Source organism: Pseudovibrio sp. FO-BEG1 (assembly GCF_000236645.1).
In the GTDB taxonomy this organism is placed as follows: Bacteria; Pseudomonadota; Alphaproteobacteria; order Rhizobiales; family Stappiaceae; genus Pseudovibrio.
In genome coordinates this window covers 373757-388190 of the sequence record NC_016646.1, presented here as the reverse complement: position 1 = coordinate 388190, position 14434 = coordinate 373757, and the positions used below count along the sequence as shown (strand labels likewise).

Genomic DNA, 14434 nt, shown 5'->3' with positions numbered 1-14434 from the left:
GCTCAACAGGAAATCAGGCGGAAACCTGTTCTCCGATGGCCTCAATGAGCAGAGCTTTCGCGGCCTCCAGCGTCAGCTCTACAGGGTTGCCACCGGCACTTGGGTCCTTGATCGCTTCTTCTGCCAGCACGTCGATCTTATCGGTGCCAACGCCCAACTCGCTTAAGGTCTCCGGAACGCCCATGTCCGCCCGCATTTTCATAACAAAATCAAAGAAGCCGTCGAAACCGCCCTCGATATCGAGATAAGCCGCCAGCTTCTCGATCCGCTCTTCAATTGCACCACGGTTGAACTTGAGCACAGTCGGCATGATCACAGCATTGGTCAGGCCATGGTGGGTGTTGTAAACCGCACCAACCGGGTGAGCCAGCGCGTGAATGCCGCCAAGGCCTTTCTGGAAGGCCACTGCGCCCATAGCCGCCGCGCTCATCATATGACCGCGTGCTTCGATATCATTAGGATTTTCAACGACTTTCGGCAGGTTCTCTTTCACAAGACGCATGCCTTCCAGCGCGATACCCTGGGACATCGGATGGTAGAACGGAGAGCTGTACGCTTCCAGACAATGCACAAACGCATCAATGCCAGTGCCCACAGTGATCATCTTCGGCATGCCAACAGTCAGCTCAGGATCACAGATCACAACGCTTGGCAGGATCTTCGGATGGAAGATGATCTTCTTAACGTGGCTCTCTGAGTTGGTGATCACACTCGCACGGCCAACTTCAGAACCGGTACCAGCAGTGGTTGGAACAGCGATGTTCGGATAGATCGCATCCGCATCCGCACGGGTCCACCAGTCGCCAATGTCCTCAAAATCCCAGACCGGACGGGTCTGACCTGCCATGAACGCGATCAGTTTGCCCAGATCAAGACCAGAGCCACCACCAAACGCGATAACGCCGTCATGACCACCAGCCTTGAAGGCTGCAACACCCGCTTCCAGGTTGATTTCAGTCGGGTTTGGGTCAACCTCACTGAACATGGCGCGGCCAAGTCCAGCCTCTTCCATCACGTCCAAAGTGCTTGCAGTAACCGGCAGGTTTGCCAGGCCCTTATCAGTTACAAGCAAAGGCTTTTTGATGCCTGCAGCTGCACAAGCTTCGGCGAGTTCCTTAATGCGTCCGGCACCAAAGCGGATTGCGGTTGGGTAGCTCCAGTTTGCTGTCAACGTCATTGTTCTTATGCCTTTTTGAGATGGTAGGATTTTGGACGGGTCAGGTTCTGATAACCGATCTCAGAGAGTGCACCACCGCGACCCGTGTCTTTGCAGCCGGTCCAGCACAGCGCCGGATCCAGATAGTCAGCGCGGTTCATGAAGACAGTTCCTGTCTCGATCTGCGCACCAATTTTCGCTGCCCGTGCAGGGTCTTGGGTCCATAGAGAGGCCGTCAGGCCGTAATGGCTGTCGTTCATCAGGAGGGTCGCTTCCTCATCGCTCTCCACTTTCATGATGCCGACCACGGGGCCAAAGCTCTCTTCGCGCATCACTTCCATGTCGTGGTTTACGTCCACGAGGATCTGCGGAGCCAGATACGCACCACCATCATCTTCAGGGAAGAGGCCAGCGTCGATCATTGGCTTTGCGCCCTGTTCAACCGCATCTGCAACCTGTTTGCGCACGACATCCGCAAAGCGAACATGTGCCATTGGGCCGATGGTAGTTTTCTCATCCAGCGGACTGCCAAGCTTATACCCCGAAACGATCTCGACAGCCTTCTTCACAAATGCATCGTATTTGGAAGAGTGCACGTAAATACGCTCGATACCACAGCAGCACTGGCCGGAATTGAACATAGCGCCATCGATAAGAGTTTCAGCCGCAGCCTCCACATCCGCATCATCCATGACATAGCCCGGATCCTTACCGCCCAGCTCAAGGCCAAGACCAGTGAAAGTGCCAGCAGCAGCTGTCTCAATCGCGCGGCCACCGCCAACGGAGCCGGTGAAGTTCACAAAACCGAAATTACGGCCTGCGATCAGGTGAGAAGTGGTGTCGTGATCCAGGAACAGGTTTTGGAACACCTCTGCCGGAACGCCCGCCTCAGCGAAGGCCTTTGCCATGCGTTCGCCAACCAGAAGGGTTTGGGTCGCGTGCTTAAGGATCACGGCATTACCGGCGATCAGCGCTGGAGCCACTGTGTTGATCGCGGTCATGTATGGATAGTTCCATGGTGCAATCACAAGAATGACGCCGTGAGGCTCCTTCTCGATGCGGCGTTCGAAGTTGTCGCTCTCTTCCGCGATGATCGGCTTCAGGCTTTCTTCCGCGATCTTTGCCATGTATGAGGCGCGCTCGTTAAAGCCGCCGAACTCGCCGCCATAACGAACCGGACGGCCCATCATTTTTGCAAGTTCCGGAACGATTTCGTCGTTCTGTTCACCAATCTTAGCAACGCCAGCCATCACCAACTTGATGCGCTCTTCGAGTGGGCGTGCGGCCCACTCTTTCTGCGCCCTCTTGGCACTGGCAATGACGGCTTCTGCTTCTTTCTGGCTTGCCACCGGACGTTCTGCAAATACAGAACCATCTACCGGCGAAATACATTTTAGTGTTTTTGTCATGGTCAACTCATCATTCACAGCAACTGCTGTTCACATCAGGCCCGTTCAAATCCGCGTGCAACCTCCCAATCAGTTACACGGCGGTCATATTCATCCTGCTCAATCTTGGCGGCATGTGCGTAGTGATCAACTACATCGCCCCCAAAGGCATCGCGAAGCATTTCGGAGGATTTCATTGCAACTGCGGCATCGCGCAGGGTTGTTGGAATTTCGCGCGCACCTTCACCGCCATAGGCATCACCTCTGAACTCAGGCTCCAGCTCCATTTCCTTCTCAATGCCGTCAATGCCAGCAGCCAAAAGAGCGGCCATCGCCAGATATGGGTTCAGGTCTGCCCCACCAACACGGCACTCAACACGCACGGCTTTGGTGCCATCGCCACACACGCGGTAACCCGCAGTGCGGTTGTCCATGCTCCAGATCGCTTTGGTTGGCGCAAAAGTGCCAGCTGCAAAGCGCTTGTAGGAGTTGATGTTTGGCGCGAGGAAGTAGGTGATCGCATCAGCGTGCTTCAAAAGACCTGCCAGATAATGGCGCATCATTTTGGACATGCCATACTCACCAGCTGGATCGTAGAACAGCGACTCCCCGTCTTTGCCCCAAAGAGACTGGTGCACGTGAGAAGAGCTGCCAGCTGCATCATAGTTCCATTTCGCCATGAAGCTCACGCTCTGGCCCTGCTGCCAGGCGATCTCTTTACAGCCGTTTTTGATGATGGAATGACGGTCAGCCATGGTCAGCGCATCGGAATAACGAACGTTGATTTCTTCCTGACCGGCATCTGCTTCACCCTTGGAGCATTCGACCGGAATGTCAGCACCATTGAGACCGTTGCGGATGGCACGCATCACGTTCTCTTCCTTGGTGGTCTGGAAGATGTGATAGTCTTCGTTATAGGCGGAAATCGGAGACATTCCGCGGTAGCCCTTTGAATGGGCTTCTTCAAAACTCTCTTTAAAGAGGAAGAACTCCAGCTCGGTTGCCATGTTAGCGGTCATGCCCATGCCTTCAAGGCGGTCGACCTGGCGTTTCAAAATGGCGCGTGGAGAATGAGGAACTTCTTTGTGGGTGTGGTGGTCCAACACATCGCACAGAACAAGTGCGGTGCCTTCCAGCCACGGAATAACGCGCAAGGTGGCAAGGTCTGGCTTCATGACGTAATCGCCGTAGCCTGCTTCCCAGCTTGTGGCCTTGTAGCCGTCCGGAGTGGCCATCTCCATATCGGTTGCAAGCAGATAGTTGCAGCTGTGGGTCTCTTCCCAAGCGCTGTTCACGAAGAATTCTGCCTGAAAACGCTTGCCCATCAGGCGGCCTTGCATGTCCACCTGTGCTGCAATCACTGTGTCAATCTCACCCGCATCGACCAGCTCGCGAAGCTCGTCGAGGGTCAGTTTTCCGGTTCTACGTGTCTTTTTGGTTTCTTCTCGCAACATACCTGTTCCCCGAGGACCCTGTTAAAGCGGCGGATGCCCTCGCCTCTCCTGCATGGCATCACCGACACTGCTTACTCACTGTGTGGCTTGGTCAGCCCGAAACCCGGGCCGACCGTTCTTGGATAATCAGCTTAACCGTAGCGGTAAGGACGTCCGGCTTTTGCCATTGCTGCGTTGTATTCCTTCAGGATCTGAACAACGCGCGCATTGCGCTCGGACTTGGCTGCAATCTCGTCCCAGAACTTGAGCGCTTCTGCTTCCACAGTTGCCCACTCTTCGTCAGGAATAGAGGTCAGCTCCAGCTTTTCACCCTGCGTGCGCAGCTTCGCTTCACCTGCCCAGTACCAGTGCTGGCGGTAGTAGTGAGAGCTGTCCATACACAGGTTGAAGAGAGTCTTCAGGTGGTCTGGCAGTTCGTTCCAACGCTCTTCGTTAGCAAAGTAAGAACCAGCCCATGCACCGGAGATGTTGTTGGTGAGGAAGTAGTTGGTTACATCAGCCCAGCCTACAGTGTAGTCCTCGGTGATGCCTGACCATGCAATACCGTCCAGTTCGCCGGTCTGCATTGCAACTTCAATGTCTTCCCATGGCAGGGTGACCGGAACAACGCCGAAGCGTGTCAGGAACTTACCAGCGGTTGGGAAGGTGAAGACGCGCTTGCCCTTGAGGTCTGCAAGGCTGCGGATCGGGTCTTTGGTCGCGAAGTGACAAGGATCCCAGGCACCAGCGGAAAGCCACTTAACGCCTTCTACTTCGCCATAAGCTTCTTCCCAGATCTCTTTCAGGCCCCAGTGGTTGAACAGGGCTGGAACATCAAGGCTGTAGCGGGAAGCGAATGGGAAATAGCCACCGAAAACAGACACATCTACTGGTGCTGCAATGGAGTCATCATCTGACTGCACAGCATCAATGGTGCCGCGCTGCATGGCGCGGAAAAGTTCACCGGTTGGTACCAGCTGGTCAGCGTAGTACAGCTCGATTTCCATCTCACCATTTGCTGCCTTGTTGAAGGCATCAATGGATGGCTTGATTACGTGCTGTGCAAGCGCTGCACCTGCGTATGTCTGAAGGCGCCACTTGATTGGGCGGCCCGCAGCATGAACAGCCGGTGCTGCAAGGGTAGATGCACCAGCAGCTGCGACGGTTGTCAAACCGGCTTTCTTAAGAAAATCACGTCTATTCGTCATACTCAATTCCCCTTGGAATATGAATTTCTGGATCCCTCAGTACCGGTGGACTTTTTATTGCGAGGGGTGTGATTTTTATCTGTCTCCATCCGGAATTCTTGCATTACTTCAATGGTTACGCTGGTAGGGTCTCCTCATGTCAGCGTGCGTAGTAAAGGTTCGGCAGCCAGAGCGCGATTTGCGGGAAGACCGTCACCAGACCTAAGCCAAACACCATGATTGCCACGAATGGAATGATGGACTTGTAGATGTCTGTCAGTGAGATCTCCGGCGGCGCCATGGCGCGCATTAGGAACAGGTTGTAGCCAAATGGCGGTGTCATGTAGGCGATCTGACAGGTGATGGTGTAAAGCACGCCGTACCAGACAAGATCGAAACCTAGGATTTTCACCAGCGGCACGTAAAGTGGTGCCACGATCACCAGCATGGCGGTGTCATCCAGGAACATGCCCATCACGATGTAAGAGAGCTGCATCAGAAGAAGGATCTCCCAGGGGCTGAGGCCCAGATCACCCACGAAGAAGTTCTCAATCGCCCGCACAGCACCCAGACCGTCAAACACTGCGCCAAAGGCAAGTGCGGCCAGGATGATCCACATGAACATACAGCTGATCTGCAGTGTCTTCTCAGTGGTGATGTGCAGCAGGCGGAACGACAGGCGTCCTTTGAACCATGCCGCAAGTGTTGCAGCGGTTGCGCCAACTGCAGAGCTTTCCACTAGACTGGTCACGCCCATCAGGAACAGGCCGGTCATGGCAAAGAAGATGAACAGCGGGATCACACCAGCTTTCAGCAGGCTGATCTTCTCCCCCCATGTGATTTCCTTGCGCTCTTCCTCAGAAAGGGTTGGCCCCAGTTCTGGCTGAAGGCGGCAGCGGATGACGATGTACAGGATAAACAGACCTGCCAGCAGCAGACCCGGAATAGCACCAGCGAGCCACAGCTTGCCCACAGGCTGGCGGGCAATCATACCGTACAGAACCAGAACCACACTTGGCGGCACGAGAATGCCCAGTGAGGAACCGGCCTGAATAACACCGGTCACCATCACCTTGTCATAACCGCGACGCAGCAGTTCTGGCAGAGCGATGGTTGCGCCGATGGCCATACCGGCCACAGACAGACCGTTCATGGCGGAAATCATCACCATGAGGCCGACTGTGCCGATGGCCAATCCACCATGCAGGCCACCTGTCCAGACATGGAACATCTTATAAAGATCTTCCGCAATGCCTGACTCAGAGAGCATATAGCCCATGAAAATGAACAGTGGCAGCGTGAGGAGCGGGTACCACTTCATCAGCTTCATACTGGCGGAGAAGGCAATTTCGGAGCCGCCATCACCCCACAGAAGCAGAGCGGCGATAACAGCAACGGAACCAATTGCAGCAAAAACGCGTTGCCCGGTGAGGAGCATCAGCATCATGCTGGAGAACATCAAAATGGCGATCAGTTCATAACTCATGGCGCAGGTCTCCCAAGGGCTGCGGCCAAGTCCTTAAAGAATGTCGCGATTGCCTGAAGCAGCATCAAGAAAATTCCAAAACACATTACGGCTTTGATCGGGGCCATCGGTGGCGCCCATGCCGAATAGCTTTCCTCGCTGTATTTGATGGCGTATTCCAATGAGGAAAGGCCGCCATAAAGGAGGAAGATGAGGTAGAAAATCAGAAGCAGGATGGTCATCACATCCATGATGGCCTTACGTCGTGGAGACCAGCTTCCGTAAAACAGATCCATGCGCACGTGGGATTGCGTCTGCATGGAATATGCGCCACCCAGCAGGTAGTAGGCGGCCATGGTGAACTGCGCTGTTTCCAGCGTCCAGAGTGGTGGTGCGAAAAAGGTCTTGGCGATGGAGGAGTACAAAAGCACTCCCAGCATCACGAAGATGAGGTACATGGCAAACCGGCCAACATATTTGTTGATCCAGTCAACCCATCTGACGAAAACAACTATTCCCCTTGGCATTTTAATCTGCTGCCCTTGCTTTTGTTGTTGCCCCCTGCCCGCTCACAGCTGTTTCAGCGCTAAACTGTGGCAGGACTTGCAGAATTGCCTCTCCCAACAACTCTGCAACTTGCTCCTGGTCTGCTCGTTTAGCGATAAGGTCGTTGCGTACCTCAATCATAACGTTTAGCAGGCCGCGGGATTGTGCCTGAGAAACAAGGGTATGCGTAACCCCGTCTTCTGGCCCATACGGTTCGTTTCTTTGTATGTCGTAGAGATCTGACGGGCACAGTGCGTTCAGCAGCGCATCAGCAAAGCGTGTGTCGCTGTCGTGTAGAACACCCACTTCCACGGCGCGTTTCTTGCCGTTGTAAACCGGGGTGAACGAGTGGATGGTGATCATCACCGGCAACTGGCCGGAGGCCTGCTTGGCATCGATCACCTGTTTCACTTCGGCTTGGAAGGGACGGTAATACTTGTTGACCCGGTCCAGACGCTGTTCATCACTCAAAGAGACATTGCCCGGCACCTCAAAGATTTCGCTCTTTTCCGGCATGGCGCTTGGGGCCTCCGGTGGGCGGTTACAATCATAAACGAGGCGCGATACTCGTTGAGCGACCAGGGGTGCGTTCAGCCTAGTGGCGAGGAGTTCGGCGACTACCAGAGCTCCCGGATCCCAGGCTGCATGGCTGCTTGCAGCTTCTTCGCTTAGACCAAGGCCATCAAGGTATGCAGGAATAAACTTGGATGCGTGTTCGCAGACCAACACAATCGGAGCTGCTCCTCCTGTATTGATCGTTTCAACAATGTCGTTGCCAACAGATTCTATCTGGTCAATTTTGACTTCAGACAAGAACAGTCCCCCCGATGCATCTTGTTTTTCCTTGTACTTTCAGTCTTTTTATTCGTAAAAGAGATTCTGAAAGAAACGTTTCGAAAGAGACTAATCTGAATGGAACGTTTCACAAAGCCTAAAAACTAGGCAAATATACATACATGAGGCAGGTGAGAGACGTGCGAGACCCAAATGAACAGACCGTCGCAGAAAAATTACGCGGACATTTTAATGGGTTAACTCGTGCGGAGCGCCAGTTGGCTGTCTCTCTGCTTGCAAATTATCCAGTCAGCGGGCTGGGCAGTGTTTCAGAGCTTGCAAAATCGGCAAATGTTTCAGGTCCAACCGTTGTGAGAATGGCGCAGAAGATTGGTTTTGCAGGATTTTCTGAGTTGCAGGCCGCTCTGCGATCGGAGGTGGAAGAGACCATTTCCAACCCGATCTCCAAACAGGAACGCTGGACCCGAAATGCACCTGATGCACATATTCTGAACAGGTTTGCAGACGCTGTCATCGATAATCTGAAACAAACCTTACAGCAAATAGACCCGCAGGACTTCGATCAGGCCGTGCGTTTGCTCACAGATCGTGAACGCGCTGTCCACATTGTTGGGGGCCGTATCACCCGCGCGCTTTCAGATTACTTCTTCACGCACTTGCAGGTGATCCGCGACGATGTGATCGCCATTGCCTCCAACTCCAACACGTGGCCGCATTACCTTTTGAATATGAAAGAGGGTGATGTGGTGGTTGTGTTTGATATCCGTCGATACGAGCACGACATTCTGCGGTTTGTCGATCTGGCTCGCGAACGGGGCGTTGTGGTGATTGTGTTTACCGATCAGTGGACGTCACCAGCGGCGGTTAATGCAGAGTACGTGTTCAATGCCCGCATTGAAGCGCCTTCCGCGTGGGATAGTACGGTGGTGATCATGTTCATTCTGGAAGCCATGATCGAAGCGATGACGACTTCCACCTGGGAGATCACCAAAGAACGTATGAACACGCTCGAGAGCCTGTTCGACAAAACCAAGATGTTCAGCAAGTCCAGTTAGTTGGGCTGCTGCTCGGTGACGCGTGCTGGCATCAGGGCCGGTGCGAAGAATGTCAGGTATTTAAAGCTCACATAAAGAACGACGGCTGCGGCCACATAGAGCTCGATATGTGCCAGCGCTCTGATCTGTGCCACAAGGCTGGCGTTCGCGCCAAGACTTTCCATCCACGTTACGGCTTTGAAAAGAGCCGTTGCGCCAATCACCAGCGGGAAGGTGAAGGCAGAAAACCCCGGAGAGAATGGCAGGCGGAACAAGCGCAGGAAGGACAGATAGATCAATGCTGTCATCGCAACCGCGATACCACCTAAAACCGCAACCATGATCGGAGATGGGCTTGGGGCGAGTGTCAGGTAGCCTGCCAATGAGAGACTCGCTGGTGCAGCCAAAATAGCAATGGTTGGCTTTGCTGCATCCGGCACTTCCGGATGGAAGATCAGTCGATAAAGCATCATCGGCAACATGATGGCATAGGCGACCAGACCGAACCAAAGTAAGGCATTGGCAAAACCTTCAAACACCCCGCCAGGAAATGAAACCGCCGCAACAATGATACCGACCGGCGGAACAAACCAGCTTGGTACCATGTGCTGAAGGTTGAAGTTCTTCACCCGATGATATGTGAAGGCGCACAGGAATGTGAGGTGGAGTGCAATTCCCAGCAGCCAAAGCATTTGCCCGACAGCGAAACTATACTGCGCGATGGCATAGGAAACGATCATCAGCGCCATGGCTGTTGTAGGCAGGACACTGCCAACCACTGGGTGCTTCAGATCCTCAAAAATAGCAGTGTGTGCAAGGGTGATCTTGCCAAGCAGCAGCACCAGCAAAACACCGGAAATCAATGCGCCTGTGAGTTGTAGGGCACCTCCAAAGTTGCCTGCATTTTCCAGTGACCAGCCAAGACTTGCTATGCCAAGCGCGAGGCCACCAAGCGGAGCCGGAACGTGTGCCAGTTTGCTGCGAAGAGTATTCATGGAAAATGCCAGTAACCTGAGGGTGAAAAACCTAATTATGCAACTCAAGTTCCTAGCTGATTTGATATGTCCTGAAAATCTGAATATATTGAATAGGATGTTCAGATAAATTGAACACATTATGATGTGATCCCAATTACAGGCGTATCATTGGAATGAATATAACGCTTCGTCAGCTTAAAGTGTTTGTTTCTATTACTCAGGAAGGCTCGATTACCGCAGCTGCCGAAAAACTATTCCTGACCAAGTCTGCCATCTCCATGGCGCTTGCGGAGTTGGAGCGGCAGCTGGGACGCAAGATGTTCGACAGGGCAAACAAGCAGCTCATCTTAAACGAGCAAGGGCGCCGTTTGCTGCCTCTGGCTGATGAGTTGTTGGACCGGGCAGAAGCGATCTCTCAGATTTTTGAGGGCGAGGATGCAACCAACGGTAATTTGCGTGTGGGGTCCAGTTACACGATCGGCAATCATCTGCTGCCGACCTTGCTCGGTGATTTCCGCAAAAACACCGGATATCTTCATCAATCCCTGAGCCTTTCCAACTCCACCAAAACCTGCCGAATGCTGTTGGATTTTGAGTTGGATCTCGGGTTCATCGAAGCAAAGATCAGCGACAAGCGATTGAAAGTGGAGCCCTGGATGACTGACGAGATGGTGGTTATCTGTGCGCCTTCTCAATGCCCCAATGCTGATGAGCCACTCGCGCTTGAGGCGTTGAAAGGCAACAACTGGGTGCTTCGTGAGCCGGGATCAGGGACGCGTGAGTATTTTCTGACGGAAGTCGGATCAAAGCTGAATGACTGGACTGAGGCGTTTGAACTCAACAGTACAACGGCGATTGTGAATGCAGTGATTGCAGGGCTTGGACTGGCCGTCCTCTCCAGACGCTCCGTCAGCGCAGCTGTTCAGGATGGTCGCCTGTCGATCCTTCCCCTCCAACACAAGATGACCCGGCAGTTCTCTCTCGTTTACAACACTGAGAAGTACCAGAGCCCTGTCTTCAAATCTTTCAAAGAGTATGCTCACAACTGGGCGCTGGGACGTGAGTGACTACAAAATAGATAGGCTTCTATCGCATGGAATTGCAATTAAGCATTGTTTGAAAGTAAACGAGTAGCAGTCAAAATTGATCGCTAAATCACATTTGCATGCTAAAATATGTAAGTAAATCATATGTATATAGTCAAATAATCTATTTTTTGACTGGAGGGTGAGGTCACCAGTAAAACCGATTATTTCTGTCATTTATAGGAAAATGCATATATCTGGCTTGATTGCTGATTAAATTCTTTCTAGCATTCCCCTTGGTAAGGGGAGGCGCCAGTGTGTATTCAGATACCTTCAGATCAATCCTGTCGATTTGAGCTGGATGAATGGAACACACGGCTGACCGAAATCTGCGGCCATTTCGTCACCAACACAGAGACCGGCAGCGTGACCGGAAATGCCTCGCTGCTGCATCTGGGGGACGTAGACTGCGCCCGTGTCACGCACAATGCCAGAGAGATTACCCGCGGCCCTTCCGATATCAGCAAGGACGGAGAAGCCTATTACTTCCTGATCCTTCAATTACGCGGCGAAGCCGAGCTGGAGCAAAATGGCCAGACGGCCCTGCTCTCAAGCCCCGGTGATATGACGCTGATTGATTCAGTAAAGTCCTCTGTCTTTCGCGCCAATCGGGAGCTTGGGTCTGACCAGATCTCCATCCATATCCCCCGCCATCTGCTGCACAAACAGTTCAATTCCACCTATGCTTGCGGGCGAAAAGTCCCTGCCTCTTCAGGAGCTGGCCAACTGATCAATGCGCACCTGAACATGCTGCTGTCGGCTCAACCCGGAAGCCAGAAACAGCATTTGTTGTCAGGGGCTTTTCATGATGTGGTGAGTGCAACGTTTCTGGAGGAAGACATAGGCGCCTTGCAGGAAGGCTATGACAAGCTGCAGCTTCTTCTCTCGCTCATTCATGACAACGCATTGGAAGAGAACTTCAACATCGATGAGCTCTCCAAGCTTTCCAGCATGTCACGCAGCAGCATTTACCGACTCTTTCGGGAACATGGCCTGAGCTGTAAGGAGCAGATCGCCAAGGTGCGTGTCGGGCGGTTTAAACGAGAGCTGTCCCGCCGTTTGCATTCCCGACAAGACTTCAGAATTTCACAGCTCGCCTTCGAGTTTGGCTTCCGCGATTTGTCGACCTTCAACCGCGCCTTCCGAGCGCAAGTTGGCATGTCACCGCGCAACTTTGCTGAGCAGATCCGGCAGAAGGAACCAGCGCTGAAACGATATGCCTAGTAAATTGCACAGGATGCGCAGACTCACAGATCGTTGCTCGCCTAAGCTTTAACTGGACGGAATTTGGGGGAGAAAACGCTGGAGGGTTCATCTCCCCTTTTACTGGGAGGGAACCAATGACTTCAAAACTGTTGGGGGGGCTCGTCGCCGCTTCGATGCTCACATCGGCGTCCTACGCTGCTGATCTTCATCCATTAGATGGTTTGACGGGCGATGAGCTTAACGCGGTTCGTGCGACGCTGATTGAAGCGAGCATCGCAAGCGACAAAACTCTTTACCCGCTGATTGAGCTTCTTGAACCACACAAGCAGGCAGTACTGAGCAATGCGACGGATGGGAGCCTTGATCGCAGAGCAACGGTGCATTTTCAAGAAAACGACAAGTTCCATCAGGCCGTGGTGAACATCACCAAGGGTACTGTTGAGAGCAGTTCTGCGATGGAAGGTCAGCCGATGATCATGCTGGCGGACTTCATGTCAGCCATGGAGATCGCGCTGGGAGATGAGCGCATGGTCGCAGGTCTCGCCAAGCGTGGACTGACACCAGACGACGTGTTCTGCCTTCCGCTAACGGCAGGCAACTTCTTCAGTGATGCCGAGAAAGGCAAGCGCCTGATGAAGGTGCCTTGTTACGTGAACCCAACCAGTTCCAATTTCTATGCCAAACCGGTTGAGGGGCTGGTGGCTGTTGTGGAGCTTTCTGAGCGCAAAGTGCTGGATGTGCTGGATGAAGGCGCTGTTCCACTGCCTGAGGATGATTGGGGCTATAACGAAGATGAAGTCGCCAAACGCACTGCACTGAGAGCCAAAACCAATCCGGCGCGTCTGCGTCAGGAAGGTGGCCCGAACTTCTCCATTGATGGCAGCGAGATCACCTGGGATATCTGGAAGATGCGTTACCGCGTCGACAAACGCCCCGGTCTCGTCCTGTCGCAAGTCAAAGCCAATGACGGCAACAACTGGCGCTCTGTGCTCTATCAGGCCTCCCTTTCTGAGGTGTTCGTGCCGTATATGGACCCATCAGAAGGCTGGTACTGGCGCACCTATATGGACAGCGGTGAGTACGGCTTTGGCTTGTTCCTGACACCGCTGCGCAAGAACGTGGACTGCCCGGATTATGCGACTTTCCTCCCTGCCCTTATCCATGATGATATGGGCCAGCCACTGGAGATCCCTGACGCAATCTGTATCTTTGAGCGTGACATTGGAAACCCGGCATGGCGTCACTTTGAAGTGTTTGCTCAGTCAGAAACAGAGTTCGTTCCGGCGGAAGGTCGTCCTGAGACAGAACTGGTCATCCGCACCGCCTCTGAAGTGGGCAATTACGACTACCTGATCGACTATCGCTTCAAGCAGGATGGCACCATCTACCTGAAAGTGGGCGCATCTGGTCTTGATGCGGTGAAGGGTGTTGCCTCGAAAACTCTAACAGATCCAACTGCTGCAGAAGATACGAAATATGGGTCGCTCATTGCGCCATATCTCGTGGCCCCATTCCACGATCACTACTTCAACTTCCGCCTCGATTTTGATGTCGATGGACCAGATAACACAATGATGGTTCAGGAAATTGTTGGTGGTGAGCCTCCCGTCAATATCCCACGCCGTTCACTTTGGACGGTTAAGAACACACCCGTGAAAAGCGAGATGGAAGGCCGCTTCCGCCTCAGCTCTATGAAGCCAAAAGCCTTTATGGTGATGAACGGAAACGTGGACGGCTACCTTGGTCACAAGCCAGGTTACATGATCCACCACGGCAGTGTGTCTTACGCCCCGTTTGACTTTGAGAACGATGCACCATTCGTGCGCAACCGTTACATCGAGTACAGCGTGTGGAACACGGCTTACGATCCAAAAGAGCGCTACGCTGGTGGTGAGTTGGCAATGGGTTCAGACGGCTCTGATGGTCTGGCCGAATGGGTGAAACAGGATCGCGACTTGATGAACAAGGACGTGGTGACCTGGTTCACCGCAGGCTTCCATCATGTGCCGCGTATGGAAGACTGGCCGGTCATGTCTACGGAATGGAAGACCATCCATATCCAGCCGATGAACTTCTTCCCGCGCAACCCGGCTCTCACCATCCGGTTGCCAGACGCAAACAGCTAAGTGATACCAATCGGTTAGAGCATCAATTATATGGTG

General features: G+C 53.2%; 12 protein-coding genes. 4 read left to right on the top strand and 8 right to left on the bottom strand.

What is annotated here, in order from left to right:
• Positions 1-13: 13 nt before the first annotated feature.
• The 7 genes from PSE_RS26345 to PSE_RS26315 all read right to left on the bottom strand — a co-directional run bounded on the left by PSE_RS26345 (position 14) and on the right by PSE_RS26315 (position 7988).
• Positions 14-1177: an iron-containing alcohol dehydrogenase gene (locus tag PSE_RS26345; protein WP_014290448.1), complete on the bottom strand. Its 1164-nt coding sequence runs from the start codon at positions 1175-1177 to the stop codon at positions 14-16.
• A gap of 5 nt (positions 1178-1182) precedes the next feature.
• Positions 1183-2565 (bottom strand): aldehyde dehydrogenase family protein, encoded by a 1383-nt coding sequence (locus PSE_RS26340; protein WP_041769288.1) that lies wholly within the window; start codon positions 2563-2565, stop codon positions 1183-1185.
• A 35-nt stretch (positions 2566-2600) separates the two neighbouring features.
• Positions 2601-3998: a glutamine synthetase family protein gene (locus PSE_RS26335; RefSeq protein ID WP_008551206.1), complete on the bottom strand. Its 1398-nt coding sequence runs from the start codon at positions 3996-3998 to the stop codon at positions 2601-2603.
• 131 nt (positions 3999-4129) lie between these two features.
• A complete protein-coding gene (locus tag PSE_RS26330; RefSeq protein WP_041769256.1) occupies positions 4130-5185 on the bottom strand; it encodes a TRAP transporter substrate-binding protein in 1056 nt (351 codons plus the stop codon).
• Positions 5186-5324: 139 nt separating this feature from the next.
• Positions 5325-6650 carry a TRAP transporter large permease subunit gene (locus PSE_RS26325; RefSeq protein ID WP_008551214.1) on the bottom strand — a complete coding sequence of 442 codons (1326 nt, stop codon included), beginning with the start codon at positions 6648-6650 and terminating at the stop codon, positions 5325-5327.
• On the bottom strand, positions 6647-7156 hold the full coding sequence (locus PSE_RS26320; RefSeq protein ID WP_008551036.1) for a TRAP transporter small permease subunit: 510 nt from the start codon (positions 7154-7156) through the stop codon (positions 6647-6649). Before PSE_RS26320 ends, PSE_RS26325 begins: the two co-directional genes overlap by 4 nt.
• A 1-nt stretch (position 7157) precedes the next feature.
• A complete protein-coding gene (locus tag PSE_RS26315) occupies positions 7158-7988 on the bottom strand; it encodes an N-formylglutamate amidohydrolase (protein ID WP_014290445.1) in 831 nt (276 codons plus the stop codon).
• Between the two features lie 143 nt (positions 7989-8131).
• On the opposite strand from PSE_RS26315, the gene PSE_RS26310 reads away from it, so the two are divergent.
• On the top strand, positions 8132-9025 hold the full coding sequence (locus PSE_RS26310) for a MurR/RpiR family transcriptional regulator (RefSeq protein WP_050773947.1): 894 nt from the start codon (positions 8132-8134) through the stop codon (positions 9023-9025).
• Here the strand turns inward: PSE_RS26310 and PSE_RS26305 are convergent.
• Entirely contained in the window at positions 9022-9999 is a 978-nt protein-coding gene (locus PSE_RS26305) for a TDT family transporter (RefSeq protein ID WP_014290443.1), read from the bottom strand. The two genes, PSE_RS26310 and PSE_RS26305, sit on opposite strands and share 4 nt — an antisense overlap.
• 155 nt (positions 10000-10154) lie before the next feature.
• Between PSE_RS26305 and PSE_RS26300 the strand changes: the two genes are divergently transcribed.
• The 3 genes from PSE_RS26300 (at position 10155) to PSE_RS26290 (ending at position 14398) form a co-directional block, all read left to right on the top strand.
• Positions 10155-11048: a LysR substrate-binding domain-containing protein gene (locus PSE_RS26300; protein WP_014290442.1), complete on the top strand. Its 894-nt coding sequence runs from the start codon at positions 10155-10157 to the stop codon at positions 11046-11048.
• Between the two features lie 273 nt (positions 11049-11321).
• Positions 11322-12290: a helix-turn-helix domain-containing protein gene (locus PSE_RS26295; protein WP_014290441.1), complete on the top strand. Its 969-nt coding sequence runs from the start codon at positions 11322-11324 to the stop codon at positions 12288-12290.
• A 116-nt stretch (positions 12291-12406) separates the two neighbouring features.
• Entirely contained in the window at positions 12407-14398 is a 1992-nt protein-coding gene (locus PSE_RS26290) for a tyramine oxidase (protein WP_014290440.1), read from the top strand.
• The last annotated feature ends 36 nt before the right edge of the window (positions 14399-14434 follow it).